Source organism: Pseudoalteromonas sp. T1lg24, assembly GCF_002964745.1.
Taxonomy (GTDB): Bacteria; Pseudomonadota; Gammaproteobacteria; order Enterobacterales; family Alteromonadaceae; genus Pseudoalteromonas; species Pseudoalteromonas spongiae.
In genome coordinates this window covers 283,962-305,027 of sequence record NZ_PQCB01000016.1, presented here as the reverse complement: position 1 = coordinate 305,027, position 21,066 = coordinate 283,962, and the positions used below count along the sequence as shown (strand labels likewise).

At 41.1% G+C, this 21,066-nt stretch carries 19 protein-coding genes and 1 pseudogene; 8 read left to right on the top strand and 12 right to left on the bottom strand.

Going from position 1 to position 21,066, the window contains the following annotated elements; genetic code table 11:
• Positions 1–18: 18 nt before the first annotated feature.
• Entirely contained in the window at positions 19–2,496 is a 2,478-nt protein-coding gene (locus tag C2M30_RS08750) for a S9 family peptidase (protein ID WP_105171361.1), read from the bottom strand.
• 307 nt (positions 2,497–2,803) lie between these two features.
• Between C2M30_RS08750 and C2M30_RS08740 the strand changes: the two genes are divergently transcribed.
• Positions 2,804–3,097, top strand: a complete 294-nt coding sequence (locus C2M30_RS08740) for a hypothetical protein (protein ID WP_010560069.1) — start codon at positions 2,804–2,806, stop codon at positions 3,095–3,097.
• A gap of 105 nt (positions 3,098–3,202) precedes the next feature.
• On the opposite strand, the gene C2M30_RS08735 is transcribed toward C2M30_RS08740, so the two are convergent.
• Together C2M30_RS08735 and purE are read right to left on the bottom strand one after the other, a co-directional pair.
• On the bottom strand, positions 3,203–4,348 hold the full coding sequence (locus C2M30_RS08735) for a 5-(carboxyamino)imidazole ribonucleotide synthase (RefSeq protein ID WP_105171359.1): 1,146 nt from the start codon (positions 4,346–4,348) through the stop codon (positions 3,203–3,205).
• A 1-nt stretch (position 4,349) separates the two neighbouring features.
• On the bottom strand, positions 4,350–4,832 hold the full coding sequence (gene purE, locus C2M30_RS08730; protein WP_010560067.1) for a 5-(carboxyamino)imidazole ribonucleotide mutase: 483 nt from the start codon (positions 4,830–4,832) through the stop codon (positions 4,350–4,352).
• A gap of 210 nt (positions 4,833–5,042) precedes the next feature.
• Here purE and C2M30_RS08725 point away from each other — a divergent pair, with 210 nt between their 5' ends.
• Positions 5,043–5,246 (top strand): hypothetical protein, encoded by a 204-nt coding sequence (locus tag C2M30_RS08725; RefSeq protein ID WP_010560066.1) that lies wholly within the window; start codon positions 5,043–5,045, stop codon positions 5,244–5,246.
• A gap of 32 nt (positions 5,247–5,278) precedes the next feature.
• Here C2M30_RS08725 and htpX read toward each other — a convergent pair whose 3' ends face one another.
• From htpX to bioB, 5 genes are all read right to left on the bottom strand, one after another.
• Positions 5,279–6,139 carry a protease HtpX gene (gene htpX / locus C2M30_RS08720; protein ID WP_054980708.1) on the bottom strand — a complete coding sequence of 287 codons (861 nt, stop codon included), beginning with the start codon at positions 6,137–6,139 and terminating at the stop codon, positions 5,279–5,281.
• A 241-nt stretch (positions 6,140–6,380) separates the two neighbouring features.
• Positions 6,381–7,067 carry a dethiobiotin synthase gene (bioD, locus tag C2M30_RS08715; protein ID WP_105171358.1) on the bottom strand — a complete coding sequence of 229 codons (687 nt, stop codon included), beginning with the start codon at positions 7,065–7,067 and terminating at the stop codon, positions 6,381–6,383.
• Positions 7,064–7,822: a malonyl-ACP O-methyltransferase BioC gene (gene bioC, locus C2M30_RS08710; protein ID WP_105171357.1), complete on the bottom strand. Its 759-nt coding sequence runs from the start codon at positions 7,820–7,822 to the stop codon at positions 7,064–7,066. Before bioC ends, bioD begins: the two co-directional genes overlap by 4 nt.
• Before the next feature lie 2 nt (positions 7,823–7,824).
• Positions 7,825–8,949, bottom strand: coding sequence for an aminotransferase class I/II-fold pyridoxal phosphate-dependent enzyme (locus tag C2M30_RS08705; RefSeq protein ID WP_105171356.1), 1,125 nt, complete (start codon positions 8,947–8,949; stop codon positions 7,825–7,827).
• Entirely contained in the window at positions 8,950–9,990 is a 1,041-nt protein-coding gene (gene bioB / locus C2M30_RS08700) for a biotin synthase BioB (protein WP_105171355.1), read from the bottom strand.
• A gap of 96 nt (positions 9,991–10,086) precedes the next feature.
• On the opposite strand from bioB, the pseudogene bioA reads away from it, so the two are divergent.
• A pseudogene (bioA, locus tag C2M30_RS08695) lies at positions 10,087–11,363 on the top strand (adenosylmethionine--8-amino-7-oxononanoate transaminase).
• A gap of 20 nt (positions 11,364–11,383) precedes the next feature.
• On the opposite strand, the gene C2M30_RS08690 reads toward bioA, so the two are convergent.
• Both C2M30_RS08690 and C2M30_RS08685 read right to left on the bottom strand, forming a co-directional pair.
• Complete coding sequence (locus C2M30_RS08690; RefSeq protein WP_100913411.1) at positions 11,384–11,815, bottom strand: ATP-binding protein; 432 nt, start codon at positions 11,813–11,815, stop codon at positions 11,384–11,386.
• Positions 11,812–12,159: a hypothetical protein gene (locus C2M30_RS08685; RefSeq protein WP_105171354.1), complete on the bottom strand. Its 348-nt coding sequence runs from the start codon at positions 12,157–12,159 to the stop codon at positions 11,812–11,814. The genes C2M30_RS08690 and C2M30_RS08685 overlap by 4 nt, the downstream gene beginning before the upstream one ends.
• A gap of 169 nt (positions 12,160–12,328) precedes the next feature.
• Here C2M30_RS08685 and asnS point away from each other — a divergent pair, with 169 nt between their 5' ends.
• The gene (gene asnS / locus C2M30_RS08680) at positions 12,329–13,726 is read left to right on the top strand and encodes an asparagine--tRNA ligase (RefSeq protein WP_010560057.1); all 1,398 of its coding nucleotides are present in this window, start codon (positions 12,329–12,331) and stop codon (positions 13,724–13,726) included.
• Positions 13,727–14,298: 572 nt separating this feature from the next.
• On the opposite strand, the gene C2M30_RS08670 is transcribed toward asnS, so the two are convergent.
• Positions 14,299–15,225: an electron transfer flavoprotein subunit alpha/FixB family protein gene (locus C2M30_RS08670; protein ID WP_105171353.1), complete on the bottom strand. Its 927-nt coding sequence runs from the start codon at positions 15,223–15,225 to the stop codon at positions 14,299–14,301.
• Positions 15,225–15,974 (bottom strand): electron transfer flavoprotein subunit beta/FixA family protein, encoded by a 750-nt coding sequence (locus tag C2M30_RS08665; protein ID WP_105171352.1) that lies wholly within the window; start codon positions 15,972–15,974, stop codon positions 15,225–15,227. Before C2M30_RS08665 ends, C2M30_RS08670 begins: the two co-directional genes overlap by 1 nt.
• Positions 15,975–16,143: 169 nt before the next feature.
• On the opposite strand from C2M30_RS08665, the gene C2M30_RS08660 reads away from it, so the two are divergent.
• The 4 genes from C2M30_RS08660 to C2M30_RS08645 all read left to right on the top strand — a co-directional run bounded on the left by C2M30_RS08660 (position 16,144) and on the right by C2M30_RS08645 (position 20,979).
• Positions 16,144–17,790: an electron transfer flavoprotein-ubiquinone oxidoreductase gene (locus C2M30_RS08660; protein ID WP_105171351.1), complete on the top strand. Its 1,647-nt coding sequence runs from the start codon at positions 16,144–16,146 to the stop codon at positions 17,788–17,790.
• A gap of 118 nt (positions 17,791–17,908) precedes the next feature.
• On the top strand, positions 17,909–18,385 hold the full coding sequence (locus tag C2M30_RS08655; protein ID WP_010560053.1) for an acyl-CoA thioesterase: 477 nt from the start codon (positions 17,909–17,911) through the stop codon (positions 18,383–18,385).
• 66 nt (positions 18,386–18,451) lie between these two features.
• Positions 18,452–19,174 (top strand): tRNA (N6-threonylcarbamoyladenosine(37)-N6)-methyltransferase TrmO, encoded by a 723-nt coding sequence (gene tsaA / locus C2M30_RS08650; RefSeq protein ID WP_010560052.1) that lies wholly within the window; start codon positions 18,452–18,454, stop codon positions 19,172–19,174.
• 80 nt (positions 19,175–19,254) lie between these two features.
• A complete protein-coding gene (locus C2M30_RS08645) occupies positions 19,255–20,979 on the top strand; it encodes a proline--tRNA ligase (RefSeq protein ID WP_105171350.1) in 1,725 nt (574 codons plus the stop codon).
• Positions 20,980–21,066 lie beyond the last annotated feature (87 nt).

Below are 21,066 nucleotides of genomic sequence, written 5' to 3'. Positions count from 1 at the left end.
CTATGCGGCCTTTTTAAATTATAAGTTTTGTTCAAACAACTTATAAATACGACGGTACTCATCTAACCACGAAGAAGGCTGCTTAAAGCCATGTGGCTCAACCGGGTAAATTGCCGTTTCGTAGTTTTCTTTTTCAAGTTCAATAAAACGCTGTACTAAGCGCACTACGTCTTGGAAAAATACATTGTCATCAATCATTGGCGCATTAATTAACAATGGTTTTTCTAACCCTTCAGCGAAATAAATCGGTGAGCTGCGCTTATAGGCAATTGGATCTACATCTGGGTGGTTCAAAATATTCGATGTATACGGATTATTGTAATATGCCCAGTCCGATACAGGACGAAGTGCGGCACCCGCTTGGAATAATTCTGGACGGGTTAACAATGCCATAAAGGTCATAAAACCACCGTAAGAGCCACCATATGTACCGACGCGCTGGTCGTTAACATTCGCGTTCTCAGTCATCCATTTTACACCATCGGCTAAATCTTCAATTTCAGGCTTACCCATATGGCGGTAAATTGCAGTACGCCAATCGCGACCATAGCCTTTAGATGCACGGTAATCCATGTCCATCACCACATAACCTTGCTCTGCTAGGAATGAGTGAAACATAAATTCACGGAAATAACCTGACCAACCTAAATGTGAATTTTGTAGATAACCTGCACCGTGGTTAAAGATAACCGCTTTGCGTGCTTTACCTGTTTCACCTTCTTTGTAATCACGTGGATAATACACTTTTGCATAAATAGGCTGCTCAGTATGGCTTGACGGAACGGCTACAATTTTTGGCGCAACAAGTTGAGTATTTAGGAACTTATCCGATACGGTATTGGTTAAACGCGTTACCGTATCGCCATCAACGTTAGTTACGTACAGCTCTGGCGGTAATGCTAATTTTGAGTGCGTTAACAATAGTTTTGATTCATCTGGGCTAAGCTGGTAATCGGTCATGCCGTTTAAATCGGTTTGGGCAACGCTTTCACCCGTTGTTAGATCTAATTTGTAGATTTCGTAAATGCCAGGGTGTTTTTTGTTTGCTTTATAAAAAATTGACTGACTATTACGAGCTTGTGTTAGTTCTGATACCACAAACTGACCGCTTGTTAGCTGCTGTGCTTTACCCGTAAGCGCTTTTGTATAAATATGGCTATAACCAGATTCCTCAGACAAATAATACAGCGTATCTGGTTGTTGATTTAACCAACCAAAATTATTGTACGTATAGTTAACCCAGGCTTTATCATGTAAGCGATGTTGCGAAACCAGTTTATTGCTTGCAAAGTCTACAGTTGCAATCCAACGGTCTTTATTATCAAACGCTTCAAGCATCACAGCCACCTGTGAACCATCGCTATTCCACTGAATTGCATTTTGTGACCAGCCCCAGTCCATCATTAAATTAATATGACGAGGTGCTTTTTCTGATTTGTACGTTTCACCTTGTGCTTTTGCGTTCTCGGCTTTTACACTTGCTAATACGTCTTCATCAAACCCTGGTAATGTATCGAATGGTAGGGTTGTTTGGGTATTTTCAGTGAGGTCAATCATTACCAACTCAGAGCCAGACGGCATAGTATCGGCAACACGACGCCTTACTTTTTCAGCAACAATTTCACCGTTTTGACCAATGTAGTTTGGCATAATATCGCCATCATCACGCCATGGTGAACTTTTAGTAATAACAGTAATGAGTTTATCGCCTGCTGGTGATACGACTGCACTAACAATACGATTACCTTTACCAAGGTAATATGTATCATTCATAACGCTTTCGTTTTGCGTTTTTAATGACTCGTTGTAGGCGTGTTTATCTTGTTTGTTCTTGTGGGTTAGTGCTACATAGTCAATGAGTTTATGTTGCTCTTTAGCAATATAACTTGTTGGCTCTTTTACGCCTTCTGGTTTATCAGCAACTTTAAGTGCTGCTATTTGTGAGCGTAGGCCCGTTTCTACATTAATTTTGTAAAAATTATTGTTAACTCGATATGCAAGTTCACCGCTAGTTAAAAACAACAGCTGTGATGCATTATCATCACTCAAGGTCAGCTGCTTTAATTTACCTGTTGCTTGCTCAACAGCAAAAATATTGCCTTTAAAGGTGTATGCTACCCACTTGTTATCTTGACTAAAGGTTAATTGTTTCGCACCGAGTGTGTGCAATTTATCAAGCGATACTAAATCACCATTGCCTTGCTTTTCCAACATACGAGTGTAGGTATCGCGTAATTCGTTACCCGCTTGTTTGCGCGCATAATTTACCGACTTAGAATCAAACGACCAAAATGCACGCTCAGGTTGACGACCTAACCAATCTGGGTGTGCCATAGCTTGTTTTAACGTAATCGTTTCTGGGCCTTGGTGAGTCGTTGTTTCAACTACTGGTGAAAATTCGTTAGCAGCTGCGATGGTAGATTGTTCAGTCGTTTTACAACCAGCCAAACTAATACACGCAGTTACAGCAAGAGCAATAATAGATTTATTATACATTGTGTGTTTTTTTGTAATTAAAATTACACTAATTTAACCAAACAATTGGCAATAATAAAACTGCGCTTATCGTTTTATTATGTGATTTTAGCGATTACATTTGTAACAAAAAAAGGCCAACAAGGTGTTGGCCGAATACTCTGCGCTAGCAATTTAGGTCGAAACGAAAAAGTAATTTCTCGTTTCAAAGTAATAGACCGTGCGATTCATCATTTAGTTCAAAATTTATTCAAAAAATTTATTTTAATTTCTCAAATTCGATAGTCATTGACTACCCTTTAACTATATCCAATTTGAATAGCCTGTTATGAGCAAGTTTAGATTACGTATTTATCGCGGACCTGATAAAACAAGTTTAGCTAAATGGCTTAAACAAGATGAACTTGAAAACTGGTCACGCTATCAACACTTTTACTGCGATGGAAACGAGTCAATTATTTCGCTTGATATCGGAAGTTTTTGGCAAACCATGATAAACAATAAACAAAGTCACCATGAGCAATACTTAGAAGGACACGAACGGTTATTGCAAGGTAAATACATTACCAACAACGCAGTGCCATTTTATGTTGAAGTAGATATTCAATCAGAATTAAATTAAATGGTTTTATCTTTTAGGTATAATTAAACGCATAAAAAACGGTTATACACACTAACGCGTACAACCGTTTTTTTAATGCACATGCTGTATTGTTAACTAAACAGCTTATTTAGACAGTTCAACTGCACGTGCTGCAACGCCTGGATAAGCATCTTCTGATAAATAGTTTGCAAGCACTGCAAGTTTTTTACCTAGCTCAACATTGCTGCTCGCTACGACATTAATATGACCCATTTTACGACCTGCGCGAACTGCTTTGCCGTACCAATGACTGGTTACTCCAGCAACGGATAACACATCAGCAGGAATGCTCGGCTCACCAAGCACATTGATCATCGCACTTGGCCCAATCATAGCAGTATCACCTAATGGCAACCCAGCTACTGCGCGTAAGTGGTTTTCAAACTGACTACACAGTGTGCCTTGCTGTGTCCAATGGCCTGAGTTATGAACGCGAGGTGCGATTTCATTCACCATTAATTGGCCATCAACATCGAAGAACTCAATTGCCAGTACACCAACATAATCCATCGCTGCTGATAGTTTATTAAATGCCGCTAACGCCTGGCTTTGAATTTGATCATCAATATCAGTGGCAACTGATAACGTAAGTACACCGTTGGTATGTTCGTTTTCAGTCACAGGATAAACCGCAGTATTACCCTGCTTATCACGTGCACCAATCACTGAAACTTCACGTTTAAACGGGATCATTTTTTCAGCAATAATGGTGTGTGGGAAATCTTCACTACCTGCAGCAATAAACTCAGCCATTTCTGACCAAATGTGATCTACATTAGAATCCGCTTTAATACGCCACTGCCCTTTACCATCATAACCTGCTTGACAGGTTTTGATCACAAGTGGCAGTCCTAAATCGATAATGGCACGGTCTAAGTGTTCACGCTCGGTAATAAGTAAATACGGCGCACAAGGTACATTCGCTTGATCTAATAACGCTTTTTCGATGCTACGATCGCCGCCAGCCTTAATGGCATCTTTACCTGGGTAAAATTTGCCACTTTGACAACATAACGCTAATACATCATCAGGAATATGTTCAAACTCTGCGGTGATCGCATCACATTCTGCGATAGCAGCAGCTAAGTCTTGCTCATACACGGCAAGTGTTAGCGGGTGAACAACGTGCTTAGAACCAACATCATAGGCTTTGATATTTATATCAAGAGGCGCACCTGCCAAACTCATCATACGGGCAAGTTGGCCTGCGCCGAGAACTAAAATATTCATATTATTCTGCTGGGTTTGGATGTGCTAAAACAGTGTCAGTTTGGTTTTTTCTAAATTCGTCGATTTTCGCTAGCAATTCAGGCTGCTGACAACCCAGAATTTGCGCCGCTAATAATCCAGCGTTTGCAGCGCCCGGATCACCAATCGCAAGCGTACCTACCGCAACACCTTTTGGCATTTGGCAAATTGATAGAAGTGAATCAACACCATTAAGTGCTTTAGATTTAACCGGAACGCCCAGTACCGGTAAGCTGGTAAATGCAGCTGCCATACCCGGTAAGTGTGCTGCACCGCCTGCACCTGCAATAATTACTTTAATACCGCGCTCAGCTGCTGTGCTGGCATAATCGGCTAATAACTGTGGCGTACGGTGTGCAGAAACAACCTTTGTTTCATATTCAACACCGAATTTATCAAGCATATCTGCAGCGTGTTGCATGGTAGGCCAATCTGATTTTGAACCCATAATAATGCCAACAGTCATAGTCACTCCTCATAGTTAGGCACTCAATTCACATTAATTGCACTTTTAGATTATTAACAAGCGCATTGTGAATGTTAAAAATTGTTTTCGCGATGTGGGATTGCGAGTTGCGAATTATCCAATAATCCCTTCGTTTTCTCAATTAAAAACTGTGAATTCTCTATTCTGTAAGGTAAATTAAGCGAATTGTTTCACTAGTTAGAAAAACCAATGCCTGAATTTAAAGTGATACCACCAACGACAACTGTGTATTGTGAAAAGCGTGGTGAAGGCTGGACGCTCACAGGCATTACTGGCATTGACGAAAATGCTTCGGTAATGTTTGACGGAACGCGATATACCATTCCAGCAAAAGAAATTGTTGAAACCTTATTACCTAATCAACTAAAACGAGAACAACAAAAAGGCGCCTAATGGCGCCTTTTTCGTAGGTATTAAATCAGTACTTATTTTAATGCATTAATACGCGCATCAAGTGGAGGGTGTGAACTCATTAAGTCCATTAAACCTTTACCAGATGCAATACCAAATGCCATCATCGACCCTTCAAGTTGTGACGGATGATTAACTTTAAGGCGCTCAAGTGCCGCACGCATTTTGTTTGCACCAACAAGGTCTGCAGCGCCTTTGTCAGCAGCAAACTCTCGTTGACGACTAAAATACGCCACTACAAAGCTTGCTAAAATACCGAATAATACTTGGAAGATCATATCAAAGATAAAGTATGTCCAAGAACCACCCGACTCTTCTTCATCGCTATTTAAGAAGTTATCGACGATACCTGCAAGTACCTTTGAGATGGCAATTACAAATGTGTTTACAACGCCTTGAATAAGCGTAAGTGTAACCATGTCGCCATTGGCAATATGTGATACTTCATGGGCGAGAACGGCTTCAGCTTCGTCTTGACTCATGTTGTGTAACAAACCTGTACTTACTGCAACCAGTGAATTATTTTTACTTGGCCCTGTTGCGAACGCGTTCATTTCAGGACTGTCGTAAATAGCTACCTCTGGCATTGCAATGTTGGCTTTTTTAGCTTGCTCTGCAACACGCTCAACTAACCACTTTTCTACGTCAGAACGCGGTTGCTCGATAACATGGGCACCGGTTGATTTTTTCGCCATCCATTTCGACATAAACAGCGAAATAAACGAGCCACCAAAACCAAACAACGTGGCAATTAATAAAATGCCACCTAAGCTTCGGTGTTCTATGCCTAGTACTGACATAATAACCGACAGCACAATACCTAACACCAGCATCACCGCTAGGTTAGTAATTAAAAACAATACGACTCTTTTCATTGTTACCTCAAAATGTGTTTTCTACCGCTTTATATAGTGTCTTTTGATTACGTTTCAAGATAAATTTACAAAATGACACACATATTATTTAAAACTAAACACACCATGAAATTTACATAAATTTATTTAGCGCGCGTTGATCTTTATGGTCTAAATTTTGTTCAAATCCAAACCATTTTGATCGCGGCGTCGCTTTGTAGATCTCGTGGGCTAAATCAACAAGCGACAACACGCTCTCGTTTCAATTAGCTAAATTAAGCGCAGTGTTAAGAGCTTGATACACTTGAAGCTTAGGTTTGTCGTTTTTACAGTTAGGTGCAATGGCCAATAATGGGCAATCTAAACGTGCTTTTAGGGTTTGCAGATTTTCGTCTTGTTCTAACATGCCATTGTCAACATAATTGGCAATCCAACCAACACATTTCACGCCGCTTTGTTTGATATGACTTAACGTTAATAATGCATGATTTAAACAGCCTAATTTTAGACCAACGACTAAAATCACCGGTAAATTTTGTTCGCTAACCCAATCTGACAATAAGTCATTATCATTAATTGGCAATGCCCAACCGCCAGCACCTTCGATTATCAAATGGTCAAGCTCTTGTTGCTTAAGCACATCTAAATGGTTTGATAGTGCCGGTTTAGTTATCTCTACTCCGGCTTTTTTTGCTGCAATATGTGGCGCAATGGGTGGCTCGAAGCAAAACGGGTTAATCAATTTGTACGGCAGTGCTACATTGCCAGACTCCAACAATGTTAACGCGTCTTCATTGACGAGCTCACCAAACGCCTGCTCAGCCCCTGCGGCAATCGGCTTAAAACCAGTAACGGATCGTTTATGTTGTTTAATATATTTAATTAAAAGGCTCGATACATAGGTTTTACCTACTTCTGTATCTGTGCCAGTTATAAAAACTTGATTCATTTCTCTATCACTATATAAGCAACTTGGTAACTTACCGGAAATTGCCCCTGCTCTTTTGGATAATTAGCTAACAATGCACGGTATTTACGTTTACCCATCAATCCACTGCGCTGCTCGCTACTATTAACTTTATGATTTGCACCAATTTCTTTAATAGAGTTTAAGGCAAGCTTAGGGCTATCGTAAAATATTTTATGATGACAAAAGCTACTACTGATTAATTTAAACGGCGTATGTGCAACTGCATTGGCGATATCGTTTTGTGTTACAAAGCGATTTATGTGAGGTTCATTGTCGAGCACTGAGAAAGCATGTTTAATTTCTTGCAACGTGCCATCGGCCACAATGCTGAAGTGTGCGCGACCACCTGGTTTTAAAACACGGTAAAAATGGGTTAAAAGTGCCGCTAAATCACTACTCCATTGCATTGCAAAATTACTAAATATCAGGTCAAAACAGTCGCCCTGAAACGGTAAGGTATCCATATCAGCACAGATACTAGGTGTAACACCTTGTTGTAACATGCTTTCACTTAAATCCATGCTTACAAGATAATCGCAGCGTTTTTTCAGTTCAAACGAATTAACAAAGGGGCCACAGCCTAAATCTAGCGCGACCTTATACCTTGCACCCAATGATTTTAACAGTATATCGGCTGCTTGCTTTTGCACATGGGCATGACTTTGGTAGCGCTCTGCCGCTTTAGAAAAATGAGACGCAGTGGCTTGCTTCTTGGTTAACGCTGACAACATCATAACTACTTTAACCCACCAACAAGCTGATTTATCAACTGTTCTATATCTGCTGCTTGGTGTGCAGCGGTAAGCGTTATTCTTAGCCGTGCTGTATTATGAGGGACCGTTGGTGGTCTAATTGCCGTAAGCCAAATACCATTTGATTTTAAATACTCACTCAGCGCTAAACAGCTTTCACTATCACCAAGCACCAGCGGTTGAATGGCGCTATTTGACGGCATGAGTGCTAGGTTATGATTGCTTGCAAGGGTTTTAAAATACGCAATATTGTCTTTAAGGCGTGCGCGTTTTTCATCGGCACTATAAAGCCGTTCTAATCGCGAAAGCGTTGCCGATGCAAGCCAAGGCGACATTGCTGTTGAATAAGTATAATCGCGGTTAAATTGCAATAAATAGTCGGCCACATTTTGGCTACATAACACAGCTGCCCCGCTGCTTGCGCAAGCTTTGCCAAAAGTGATAATCAGTATTTCTGGTTTAATGTCATCACAGCTGCCTAAACCATGATTACCCATTACACCAAATCCATGTGCATCATCAATCATTAACCAAGCATTATGTTGTTTCGCGATGTGCGCAAGCTCAGCTACCGGCGCGCTATCACCATCCATTGAAAACACCCCTTCACTCACAATCAACTTATGCTGCGCTTTTGATTTTTCTAAGCGACGTGTTAAATGTTTTAAATCGTTATGATTAAAGCGAGTATTCGTTGCGTTTGCTGCGAGGCCGCCGTCAATCAAGCTGGCATGATTTAGTTTATCTTGAAATATTTCACTATTGGCTTCATTCATCAAACTTTTAAGCACACTAGCGTTAGCGCTAAAGCCCGAATTAAACAATAAACACGCTTGATAATTGAGCTTAGACTTGAGGTAATTTTCAAGTGCAATATGTGCATTTTGGTAGCCGGTGACTAACGATGAACTACTTGCACCTAAGGTATTTTCTACACCCGTAATTGGCTCGTCACCTAAACCAAGGTAGTCATTTGATGCGAAATTTAAATACTGTGTATTATTTCTAAGCAAAAAACGCGGACCAACACGCTCAAAGGCAATGCGCTGACGGTATAAAGACGCTTGCTGCCGCGCGGCACGCGTCTTATTTAAATATTCGAACGCCATTTATGCTGGATAAAATAGTTCTGATGTTTCTTTATCAGCGATTGCTGATTCTAACGACGCTTGATATGCCTCGTCGGAATAATCTTCAGCACTTTCAGGTGACATACCCAGCTTTTTAATTAGCATCATATCGCTGTCTGCTTCTGGATTATCCGTAGTAAGTAATTTATCACCATAAAAAATTGAATTAGCGCCAGCAAAGAAACACATTGATTGCATCTGTTCATTCATCGCCGTGCGCCCTGCACTTAAGCGCACGTAACTCTTTGGCATCATAATGCGCGCAACCGCAATCGTACGAATAAACTCAAAATGGTCTAAATCGTCCACATCTTCAAGTGGCGTGCCTTTTACTTTTACTAGCATGTTAATTGGCACACTTTCTGGCTGCTTTGGTAAATTTGCAAGCTGCATTAGTAAACCGTAACGGTCTTTCGCTTGTTCACCCATACCAACAATGCCACCCGAGCATACTTTCATACCCGCGTCACGCACGTGATCAAGGGTATCAAGTCTATCTTGGTAGGTTCGTGTAGTGATGATTTGTTGGTAATATTCAGGTGAGGTATCTAAGTTATGATTGTAATAATCCAGTCCCGCATCACGCAGTGCATGTGCTTTATCGTTATCAAGCATGCCCAGCGTCATACAGGTTTCAAGACCCAGTTCTTTCACCTCTTTCACCATTTTTGCAATGTACGGCATATCGCGATCTTTCGGATCAGACCAAGCAGCCCCCATACAAAAACGTGTAGCACCCTTATTTTTAGCAATACGCGCTTGTTCGACTACTTTCTCAACTTCCATCAAACGCTCGCGTTCTAGATCCGTTTTATAGTGGCCTGATTGAGGACAGTACTTACAATCTTCAGGACATGCGCCCGTTTTAATAGATAACAGCGTAGAAATTTGTACTTTGTTTGGATTAAAGTGTTGACGATGAACACTGGCAGCTTGAAACAGTAAATCGTTAAACGGCATATTAAATAATGCCTTTACTTCACTGAGTGTCCAGTTATTACGCACCTGAGCTTGTTCCATGGAATTCTCGTTTTTATTTGTTTCTCGAACTTAATTTCGCTAGTCTACGCAGCAACACCTCATTGTCAACCAAACGCAAGCTTTAAGGGTTTACATTTGAATACTAAAGAAACAATTGATTTGGATTTTGATAAAAATCATTTATGGCACCCCTACACGTCAATGATAAATCCCCTGCCGGTGTACCCAGTTACACAAGCTGATGGGTGCATATTCATTTGGAAACGGGTGAAAAATTAATTGATGGAATGGCCTCATGGTGGAGCGTTTTGCATGGCTACAATAACGTTGAACTTAACAACGCAATAAAGCAACAAGTTGATAAAATGAGTCATGTGATGTTTGGCGGTTTAACCCACCAACCTGCGGTTGACCTTGGCAAAAAACTACTCGACATTACACCACACTCGCTTACGCGTATCTTTTTTGCCGATTCAGGCTCCGTTGCTGTAGAAGTTGCCATTAAAATGGCAATGCAATATTGGCGCAGTAAAGGTAATACGCGTAAAAACAAACTTATGGCACTAAGTAAAGGTTATCACGGCGATACATTTGCGGCGATGAGTGTATGCGATCCGGTTAATAGCATGCATTCGTTGTACAAAGGTTTTTTACCAGAGCACTATTTTGTTCCCGCACCAAAAAGTAAGTTTGGTGAAGCATTCGACCGTGCAGAGCGCGATATATTAGCGCAATACTTTGACGAGCATCACTTGGATGTTGCCGCCTTTATATTAGAGCCGATTGTACAAAATGCTGGCGGTATGAACTTTTATAACAGCGACTATTTAAAAGCGGTGCGCGAATTATGTGATGAGTACGACATACTGCTAATTTGTGATGAAATCGCTACGGGCTTTGGCCGTACAGGAAAAATGTTTGCCGTTGAACATGCCAATATTGAGCCTGATATTATGTGTATTGGTAAAGCAATGACCGGTGGTTATATGACGCTATCGGCAACCTTAACAACGGATAAAGTTTCAATTGGTATTAGTGAAGGCGATGCAGGTGTGATGATGCATGGACCTACATTTATGGCCAACCCGCTCGCGTGTGCCGTTGCCAATAAAAGCATTGAATTACTGCTTAAAACAGACTGGCAAAGAAATATTACGCGCATTGAACATTGTTTTAAAACACACTTACAAAAGCTTGAAAAAGTAAATTCTGTAGCCAATGTTCGTATTCTTGGGGCAATTGGTGTTGTTGAAATGAAGCAAGCGGTTGACGTTGCCAAAGTGCAAAAACAGCTAATTGAACAAGGCGTGTGGTTAAGGCCGTTTGGCAAACTGATTTATATGATGCCGCCTTATATAATGCAAGATGAGTCAATCATCAAAATGTGTAATGCGATTAAATCGATTTTGTAGGATTTTGGGGGCCTAATGGCTTACCATTCAAATAGGTAAGCCATTTTGTTGATGGTTTTTAGCGGTACTTTATGAATGTTGCGCTGATAATAAAGGTGCTGCATCGCCTTATCTTTAATTTCACCCACCACCACTTCTTTTACTTGATAACCAAGCGCGTGCGCTGCTTCAGCATACGCAATAAATTCCCACTTTTTAATGTTGGTGTTATCCAAAATCACCAACGGAATTTGCTGGCTCAACGCACGTATAAAACGCGCTAAATTAAGGTTGTGGTATTCACTTAGCTTGGCTTTATCAAAACGATATTGACCATCGCTGATAAAAAAATCGTCGGTTGAACAAATTACAAATTGGCCTTCATCGCCATTTACCATTTCATCACACAAACTCTGAGCGTAATGACTTTTCCCTGAGCCTGGCAGACCCCTTAAAATAAACACTTGTTTCATCTAAACAAAATTACCAATAAACAAATAATACAAATAACTAATAAACTGATCTGATTAACCGCGATCCTATCATCACTGCGGCGGTTGTAACGCTGACGCATGATGATTGAAATACTCGATATAATACCAGTTAAGATTAAAAAAAGAATCAGCAGGTTACGTGGCGTCATCAACCAATGATCACGATGCGATAAACCAAAATAACGGATAATGCCATATTCAAGCTCTGGTCTTGCGTAGTGAAACATAATCAGCGCAAGCAAAAAGAAAAACCACGCGATAATTGATAACGCATGTAATACGTTTTGCCTTACAGGTGATTTGCTGCGCCTTTCTTTTATCATACGCGTCAGTTATTCAATGAAATTTCACTATTTTTAAGCATATTACACATTATCGGGAAATTTGCTGTTTTTTTATTTTTCTTTCACAGGTAAGATAACAAACTTTCTTAGCGCATGCTAAGTAAGAACAACAAGAATTTATTTAGGCATTTTAATCATTGGAGTGAAAATGAGCCATATAGCTATCACAGACCTTTTGAAAGGCCGTGTAGAAGTAGGTGCAACCGTTACTATTAAAGGTTGGATCCGCACACGTCGCGATTCAAAAGCAGGAATCTCTTTTTTAGCCGTTCATGACGGTAGTTGTTTCGATCCTATTCAAGCTGTGGTACCGAATTCACTCAATAATTATGAAGAAGTGACCAAGCTAACCGCAGGCTGTTCAGTAACGGTTGTTGGTACAATCGTAGAATCACAAGGCCAAGGCCAATCGTTTGAGATTCAAGCTGAATCTGTAGAAGTTGTAGGTTGGGTAGAAAACCCAGATACATACCCTATGGCTGCAAAGCGTCACAGTATTGAATATTTACGTGAACACGCACATTTACGTCCTCGCACTAATATTATCGGTGCAGTAACGCGTGTTCGTAACTGCTTATCACAAGCAATTCACCGTTTTTACCACGAGCGTGGTTACGTTTGGATTTCTACACCTATTATCACAGCAAGTGACTGTGAAGGTGCAGGTGAAATGTTCCGCGTATCAACACTCGATATGCAAAACTTACCACGCACTGATAAAGGCGATGTAGATTACAGCGAAGACTTCTTTGGTAAAGAAGCATTCTTAACAGTATCTGGCCAGCTAAACGGCGAAACTTACTGTTCAGCAATGTCAAAAATCTACACTTTTGGCCCAACATTCCGTGCTGAAAACTCAAATACCTCTCGTCACTTAGCTGAATTCTGGATGGTTGAGCCTGAAGTTGCATTTGCGGATCTTAACGATATTGCAGCGCTTGCAGAAGATATGCTGAAATACGTATTTAAAGCAGTACTTGAAGAGCGCCGTGATGATATGGAATTCTTTGCGCAACGTGTTGAGAAAACCGCTATTTCACGTTTAGAAGACTTTGTTGAAAAAGATTTCGCACAAGTTGACTACACAGACGCTGTTGAAATTCTTAAAGGCTGTGGTAAGAAATTCGAATTCCCAGTTGAATGGGGTGTAGATTTACAATCAGAGCACGAGCGCTATCTTGCAGAAGAGCACTTTAATGCACCAGTAGTTATTAAAAACTACCCGAAAGACATTAAAGCCTTCTACATGCGTCAAAACGAAGACGGCAAAACAGTTGCAGCAATGGACGTTGTTGCACCTGGTATCGGTGAAATCATTGGCGGCTCACAACGTGAAGAACGTTTAGACGTACTTGATGCGCGTTTAGAAGAAATGGGCTTAGACAAAGAAGATTACTCTTGGTATCGCGATTTACGTAAGTACGGTACCGTTCCTCACTCAGGTTTCGGCCTAGGTTTTGAACGCCTTGTAGCTTACGTAACAGGTATGGGTAACGTACGTGACGTTATCGCCTTCCCGCGTACAAAAGGTTCAGCTACTTACTAAACGCTTATCGTTTAATTAAGTACACGTAATTAAAAACCGGCAAATGCCGGTTTTTTTGTTTTTGTCATTTTAGCCTAGGGTCTGTTGATCTTTGCTGTTCTATTTTTGTTCTGTTTGAGCGTGCTTTTATCGCGGCGCTCGATGTGTGGCCTAGTAATCTAAGCGAATATCGAGCAAAGCTTACGCGTCCTGCTCTCGCCCCTTACCTACATCCATGTAGGCAACAATGAGAAAAGTGCGCTCAAAAGAACCGTTCGGCAGCGCTTGATTGGGTTTTCTACTGTGTTATCGGCTGGCTCACATAGAATAACTATGCCACGCAGCCTCTGCCTTGTATAAAACCCAATCAAACTGCTGCAAAAACGAACTTGAAAGGTCAACAGACCCTAGTAATCTACTACATCAACAGGCTTATAAAGCACATGATAATCAATAATCTGCTCAAGCAATTTTTTACACGTGTAGTGTTTTGTGACGAACCAGCTTTGGTTTAGAAAATTAAACTAAAAAGAACCATAAAAAAAGCCTTGCTAAAGAAGCAAGGCTTTTACAATTGGAATAAGGTTGTGTTGTTACAAAGATGCTTCTAATTCTGGAAGTACATCAAATAAATCTGCAACTAGACCATAATCGGCAACTTGGAAGATTGGCGCGTCGGGATCTTTGTTGATTGCAACAATCACTTTAGAGTCTTTCATACCTGCGAGATGCTGAATTGCACCGCTAATACCTACCGCGATATAAAGTTGCGGCGCAACAATTTTACCTGTCTGCCCTACTTGCATATCGTTTGGTACAAAGCCCGCGTCAACAGCGGCACGCGATGCACCAATCGCTGCACCAAGTTTGTCTGCGATACCGTTTAACAATGCAAAGTTTTCGCCATTTTGCATTCCACGGCCGCCTGAGATGATCACATCTGCTGCGGTAAGTTCTGGGCGTTCACTTTCTGTTTCTTGTTGTGAAACAAAACTGCTTAGGGCGTTCTCTTTAACTGCATCAAACGATGAAACAGCTACTGGCGCTTGCTCACCTGCTACATCAAACGCACTCGAACGTACCGTAACAATGTGTTTATCTTCACTACTTTGTACCGTAGCAATTGCATTACCAGCATAAATTGGACGCTTAAAAGTATTTTCGTCAATCACTTCGATAATGTCAGAAATTTGCACTTTGTCTAACAGTGCAGCCACTCGCGGCATAAAGTTTTTGCCTGTTGTGGTTGCAGCTGCGAAAATATGTGAATAATCACCTGCTAAATCGACAACAAGAGCTGCCATATTTTCTGCAAGTTGATGCTCTAATGCTGCATTATCGGCGACAATCACATTTGAAACACCGTCTATTTTGCTTGCAGCTTCTGCTACTGCGGCTACGTTAAAACCTGCAACTAAAACCGTGATCGACTTACCAAGCTTTTGCGTGGCTGAAACTACTTTAGCTGTATCGTTTTTAAGCACGCCATGTTCGTGCTCTGCAATAATAAGTACTGACATTAGATCACCTTCGCTTCATTTTTTAGTTTTTCAACTAGCGTTGCTACGTCTGCGACAATTTCGCCTGCTTCACGCTTGCTTGGCTCTTCTACTTTTAAGGTTGTAATACGCGGCGTAAGATCAACACCAAGATCCGCTGCGGTTAATACATCAAGCGGCTTGCGCTTAGCCTTCATAATATTAGGAAGCGTTGCATAACGAGGTTCATTCAAGCGAAGATCCGTAGTCACAACCGCTGGTAAGTTAACTGCAATTGTTTGTAAACCACCATCAACTTCACGTGTCACGTTAAGCTTATCGCCATCAACTACAACTTCTGAGGCAAATGTTGCTTGTGAACGGTTTGTTAGTGCGGCAAGCATCTGACCTGTTTGGTTGTTATCAGAATCAATCGCTTGTTTGCCTAAAATGACTAACTCTGGGTTTTCTTGCTCTACAACTTTGGCAAGTAGCTTAGCTACATGCAGCGACTCCAAACGTTCGCTGGTGTCAATTTGGATTGCTTTGTCTGCACCGAGTGCAAGTGCTGTACGAAGCTGTTCTTGGCAAGCCTTATCGCCAATTGATACAACGACAACTTCAGTTGCGTTGCCTGCTTCTTTAATGCGGATAGCTTCTTCCACCGCGATTTCACAAAATGGGTTAAGGGCCATTTTTACATTATTAAGATCAACATCACTATTGTCGGCTTTTACACGCGCTTTTACGTTATAGTCGATCACTCGTTTGACCGGAACTAGGATTTTCATAACCTCTCCTTTAATGTTTACGCGTACGTAAACCTAGGTAAACTTATTTAACCGTTATTTGGTTTTAAGGCTACTTCCTGTTGACGTAAACGTCAACCTAAAATATGCTAAAGCCAATAACAGGTTATTTGGTTAACAAAGACCAGCTTAATTCAACAGGGGCAATATCATGGTACAACGTGAAACCATGGAGTTTGATGTAGTTATTGTAGGCGCTGGGCCTGCAGGCTTATCAAGCGCTATAAAACTGGCACAACTAGCACAAGAAAATGAACAAGAATTAATGATTTGTGTTGTTGAGAAAGGTTCAGAGGTCGGAGCTCATATCTTATCAGGCGCGGTATTTGAACCCCGTGCACTTAATGAATTACTACCAAATTGGCAAGAACTTGGCGCCCCACTTAATACTAAAGTGAGTCAAGATGACATTTATTGGTTCAATGATGAACGCAGTGCGAAAAAGCTACCTGCTTTTGCCACACCAAAAACGTTCCATAATGACGACAACTACATCGTTTCCATGGGTAATGTATGTCGTTTTTTAGCACAACAAGCAGAAAACCTTGGGGTAGAAATTTTTCCAGGGTTTAGTGCACATTCACTGATTATTGAAGATGATGCGGTAAAAGGCATAATCACAGGTGATATGGGCGTAAGTGAATCTGGCGAAGAAAAAGATGGCTTTATGCCAGGTATGGAACTTCGCGCTAAATACACTATTTTTGCTGAAGGGTGCCGCGGCCATTTAGGCAAAGAGCTGATCAGTACATTTAAATTAGATGAAGGTAAGTCACCACAACATTATGGTTTAGGGTTTAAAGAAATCTGGGAAATTCCGAGCGAACACCATAAACCCGGGCTTGTTGTACATGGTGCAGGCTGGCCACTTGATAAAGATACCGGCGGCGGCTCTTATATGTATCATGGCGATGACAATCAAGTGGTTGTTGGTCTAATCATTGATTTAAACTACAACAATCCGCACCTGTCACCGTTTGATGAATTTCAGCGCATGAAACATCACCCGGTGTTTGCAGATACACTGAAACACGGTAAACGCATAGCTTATGGCGCACGGGCCATCGCAAAAGGTGGTTTGAACTCATTACCTAAAATGACGTTTCCAGGTGGTGTGTTAGTTGGCTGTAATGCTGGTACGCTTAATTTTGCCAAGATTAAAGGTAATCACACCGCAATGAAGTCAGGCATGCTGGCCGCGGAAAGTATCTTCACTGCGATACAGGAAAATAAAGCTAATACAGAGCTCGATGACTTTGCATCGCGTTTTGAGAATTCATGGCTTTATCAAGAATTAAACAGCAGCAAAAACTTTGGCCCAGCAATGCATAAGCTAGGTAAGTTTTTTGGCGGTATGTATAACACCATTGACCAAAACTTATTTAATGGCGGTTTACCATTTAACTTTAAAGATGACACACCTGATCATGCCTGCCTTGAACCAGCGAGTCGCCATTCGGAAATTAACTATGCAAAACCTGATGGCACGCTCAGTTTTGATAAACTGAGTTCGGTTTTTTTATCAAGCACTAACCATGAAGAAGATCAGCCATGTCACTTGAAACTGGCAGATAATACAATACCGCTTGGTAAAAACTTATCTGAATACAATGAGCCTGCACAGCGCTATTGCCCAGCAGGCGTGTATGAAATTAACGAAGTTGAAGGTCAACCGACGTTCATTATTAATTCGCAAAACTGCATCCACTGTAAAACCTGCGATATTAAAGATCCGAGCCAGAACATTACTTGGGTCACACCTGAAGGTGCTGGCGGACCAAATTACCCGAATATGTAATTTCCAATTGTATTTGTCAAAGGCATGCTCTCCCACGTGAGCATGCCTTTTTTATTACTTGTTAAAACCTTAGTTATCGCTAATACTCAATAAACAACACACTGATTATCAAGTAATTATGGATAAAGACAGCGTTACATTTAGATTTTTGGCAGAACCTACCGACGTTAACTTTGGCGGTAAAGTACACGGTGGCATTGTTATGAAGTGGATTGACCAAGCGGGTTATGCTTGTGCAGCGCTGTGGAGTGGTCATTACTGTGTTACCGTATCAGTTGCGGCAATAAAATTCCATCGCCCTATTCTTGTTGGGCAACTTGTTGAAGTTGAAGCCAAAATAGCTAATACCGGTAAAACCAGTATGCAAATATTTATCGCTGTTCGCTGTGGCGATCCGAAATCTGGGCAGATGGTAGAATCGAATAATTGCATCATCAATTTTGTCGCAACGGATCAAGCTGGTTACCCTGTACCGGTTCCTGCCTTTGAAGCAAAAACCGCAAATGAAAAGCGTATTCAAAAATACGCGCAGAAGATGAAAGACATGTCACTGCAAGCGGAAAAAGTGTTCGAACAAGAAATGAAAGAAGAATAATTTTATTCAACACGTTTTATGGCAAAATAGGCACTTTTACAGTGCCTATTTAAGTTTGTTAGTGTTATGAATGACTATCAATTAAGTCCAATTGCCTTTATCGAATCTCCCTATAAACAAAAATTTGCGATACCTCGCCAGCCTCGGCTTATTCCAGAAGCAAAAGCCAAGTGCAAATTTGTTGGTGAGTTTAACCGTGAAGAGTTTGTCCGTGGTATTGAAGACTTTAGCCATGTTTGGCTTATTTTTCGTTTTCATGAAACGGCCGATAAAGGCTGGTCGCCATTAGTTCGCCCACCTCGTTTAGGCGGCAACGATAAAAAAGGAGTGTTTGCAACCCGCGCCACCTTTAGACCAAATGGCATTGGTATGAGTGCAGTTAAACTCGAAGGTGTGCACTATGAACATGGTCAACTTTGGCTTGAGCTGTCAGGTATAGACTTACTAGATGGTACACCGATTCTTGATATCAAGCCCTACTTGCCCTATTCCGATAGCCTACCAAATGCGACTGCAGGGTTTGCAGATACGCGCCCAGAAACGCCATTAGTCATTGAGTTTGCAGATAAAGCCATAGCGTTTTGTGAGAATAACTCGGCACTTTACCCTGAGCTACAAAGCTTTATTGAAAAAGTATTAAAACAAGATCCACGACCGGCCTATAAAAAAACGAAAGCCGGGTTACAAGAATACGGCATGAGCTTGTTTGATTTAAATATTAAATGGCAAGTGATTGAAAGCGACGTTACCGTATTAGAAATTAGTAAAAATAGCGAAAAGCCAGCATAGTAAGGCTTTTGAATTTTTACATACACTGATAAACTTAGCGCCTTACCTTATAAAAATAGATTTAACATTTCGGAAAGCAAATGCGTACTAGTCAATATATTTTAGCGACGTTAAAAGAAACGCCATCTGATGCTGAAATTATCAGCCATCAGCTTATGTTACGCGCGGGAATGATCCGCAAACTAGCATCGGGTTTATACACTTGGTTACCAAGTGGTTTAAAAGTACTACGTAAAGTAGAAAACATTGTTCGTGAAGAAATGAACAAAGCCGGTGCGATTGAAATGTTAATGCCCATTATCCAACCAGCCGACCTTTGGCAAGAGTCTGGTCGTTGGGAGCAATTTGGCCCAGAATTACTGCGTATTAATGACCGTCACAACCGTCCTTTTGCGTTAGGTCCTACACACGAAGAAGTTATTACTGAATTTGTTCGCAAAGAAATCAGCAGTTACAAACAACTGCCGGTAAATCTTTATCAAATCCAGACTAAAGTACGTGATGAAGTGCGTCCTCGTTTTGGTGTGATGCGTGCGCGCGAATTCACCATGAAAGATGCCTATTCTTTCCATTTAAGTGAAGAGTGCCTAAATGAAACGTATAAGAAAATGCACCAAGCATACTGTAATGTTTTTGAGCGTTTAGGGTTAGATTACCGCCCAGTAATTGCAGATACTGGTTCAATCGGTGGCTCAGTTTCGCATGAATTCCACGTACTTGCAGAATCTGGTGAAGATGCCATCGCATTTAGCTCAGAGTCAGACTACGCAGCGAATATTGAAAAAGCAGAAGCGGTAGCACCAAGTATCGAACGCCCTGCACCAGCAAAAGAGTTAAACCGTTTCGATACGCCTAATGCAAAAACAATTGAAGATCTAAAACAACAGCATGGTGTTAAACCACACCGCGGCGTTAAGACATTAATTGCGTACGGCGCGCCAAATGAGAACGAGGAGCGCGGTTTAGTTGCACTCGTTGTACGTGGCGATCATGAACTTAATGAGCTTAAAGCTGAAAAGCTAACACTTGTTGATTCACCACTTGAGTTTGCAACGGAAGAAGACATTGTTAAAGCAACGGGTGCAAAGCCAGGTTCCCTTGGTCCGGTTGGTTTAAATATGCCAATTATTGTTGACCGTACAGCGGCTGTAATGGCGGATTTTGTTGCGGGTGCGAACGAAGATGGTGTTCACTATAGTGGCATTAACTTTGACCGTGACGTTACCGACTACACAGTTGAAGATATTCGTAATGTTGTGGAAGGCGATCCTAGCCCATGTGGTAAAGGCGTATTAAATATCAAACGTGGTATTGAAGTTGGTCATATTTTCCAGCTTGGCACAAAGTACTCTGAGGCAATGAAAGCAGGCGTACTTGCTGAAAGCGGTAAAAACCAAATTATGACCATGGGTTGTTATGGTATCGGTGTTTCGCGCATCGTTGCTGCTGCAATCGAACAAAACCACGACCAATACGGTATTAAATGGCCGACTGCCCTTGCTCCGTTCGAGCTGGCAATCGTACCAATGAATATGCACAAGTCGCATCGTATTCCAGAAATTGCTGACAAGTTATACGCAGATCTTCAAGCTGCTGGTATTGATGTATTATTTGATGATCGTAAAGAGCGCCCAGGCGTAATGTTTAACGATATGGAACTAGTTGGCGTACCGCATACGTTAGTGATCGGTGAGCGTAATCTAGACAACAATCAAATCGAATATAAAAATCGTATTACAGGTGAAAAAGAACTTATTGACCTAGATAACGCGATTGAAGCAATTATTAACCTAGTTAAATCATAATTGTAAGATAATAAAAAAGCGCTGTGTTATCACAGCGCTTTTTTTGTGTCTTTTAAAAAGGATAGGCATAGCCCCTATCCTTTTTTG